This is a genomic window from Microbulbifer discodermiae (assembly GCF_040742695.1).
Classification (GTDB): domain Bacteria; phylum Pseudomonadota; class Gammaproteobacteria; order Pseudomonadales; family Cellvibrionaceae; genus Microbulbifer.
In genome coordinates, this window is the sequence record NZ_JBFLAB010000153.1 from 1 (window position 1) to 1,041 (window position 1,041).

Consider the following 1,041-nt stretch of genomic DNA (forward strand, 5'->3'; position numbering starts at 1 on the left):
AAGGCCGAGCTGCAGCGATTTATTCGTGTTCATAACCGCGATCTTGCCAAACCATTTAAATGGACAAAGAGCGCCGACACGATACTGGCTTCAGTGCGGCGAGCCAAAAATGTGTCACCTAATTAACCGCATGGCCCACTAGCGTCTGTCTCCACTAAATCTAATAAAATCTGCATATGGAAATATCAACATCGCGGTTTAAGATTATCGAACGGTTATTTTCAGTTCAAAGAGGCAATGTAAAAATATCTAATATGCAGGTCATCTATGCCCTTCTGTATGCGGCCGAACACAGCCGCAAGTGGAGAGCCCTTGCTGATCGGTTCGGAAAGTGGTATAGCATTTGCATGCGTGCCAATCGATGAGTCAGAAAACGAGAGGAGTATGATCGCGAAATCTACAAAAAGAAAACGAAGTAGAGCGCCTGTTTAAACGACTGAGAGTGTCCCGAAGAATCTTTAGTCGCTTTGACAAGTTGGACATAGTATGTATATTTTTTCAACTCTTCACTCATCTCTGACAGGCTGATTAGTGTAGACAGGGCGTAGAAGACTTTCAGGGTTAGCAACCTCGTGGAGGAACTTAGGAAATAGGGCGAGAACGTCGACGACAGCACTTCGTCACATATCTCTTTACTGTCCTAAAAGTGCGTCCTTCCCGATGGGACCTACTACGTCGAAAGGCAACGGAGTGAGAAATGGCTTGCTGGTTTCACAGGGCGGCTACTTTCGCACAGGGTTATACGGTTCAAGGTGGGGCAGACAGAGCGAAATCGTAACTTTCTGTTCAAATGCTCCCGATAGGCCTATCTACGAAGTCCAGAATACACGGGACGTCCTGCTGGACGTATAGCATAAAACCCGTCACTGACATGGGAATCCGTCACGCAGTTCGAATGAGCGTAAGCGTCCGGGCATCACACCTTGTCAGCAGGAACCCAGTTATGGGGCAGCAGCTCGCCGATAGCACTGGCGCGATGCATCGGTAATCGCTGCATCACATCTTTCAGATACGCAAAGGGATCATGACCATTCAGCTTGG

The 1,041-nt window shown here is 47.8% G+C and carries 1 protein-coding gene and 1 pseudogene; one reads left to right on the forward strand and one right to left on the reverse strand.

The annotated features are described in order from the left end of the window. Nucleotides 1–380 precede the first annotated feature (380 nt). Nucleotides 381–520, forward strand: a pseudogene (locus AB1S50_RS19545) (IS5-like element ISNeu3 family transposase); the annotation flags it as partial. A 396-nt stretch (nt 521–916) separates the two neighbouring features. On the opposite strand, the gene AB1S50_RS19500 reads toward AB1S50_RS19545, so the two are convergent. After that, the coding region (locus tag AB1S50_RS19500) for a transposase domain-containing protein (protein ID WP_367148845.1) at nt 917–1,041 on the reverse strand (125 nt) is incomplete at its 5' end.